The 307-nt window shown below is 67.8% G+C and carries 1 protein-coding gene; it reads right to left on the minus strand.

The features are described 5' to 3' along the window. The coding region (locus tag ACZYSP_RS35380) for a UPF0758 domain-containing protein (protein WP_489019217.1) at positions 1 to 240 on the minus strand (240 nt) is incomplete at its 3' end. Between the last annotated feature and the right edge of the window lie 67 nt (positions 241 to 307).

Consider the following 307-nt stretch of genomic DNA (forward strand, 5'->3'; position numbering starts at 1 on the left):
GCGCTTGGCGCTGCCGCCCATGCCCTTGACGGCCTTGAGGTCTTCGGCGCCGGTGGGCAGCAACCCCGAGAGCCCGCCGAAGCGCTCGAGCAGTTGCTGCGCCAGCTGCAGCACGTTCTTGCCCGCCACTCCGGTGCGCAGCAGCAGGGCCAGCAGCTCGGCATCGGCCAGCGCGGACGCTCCCCGCGAGATGAGTTTGTCGCGGGGACGGGCGTCTAGGGGGAGATCCTTGAATGACAAGAAACCCTGGGGGTGAAACCTTGGCGGAGCCGGGTGGAAGCCCCGGTCCTTAAAATGAGGCCCAGTT

It is taken from the genome of Variovorax sp. F042, assembly GCF_057814215.1.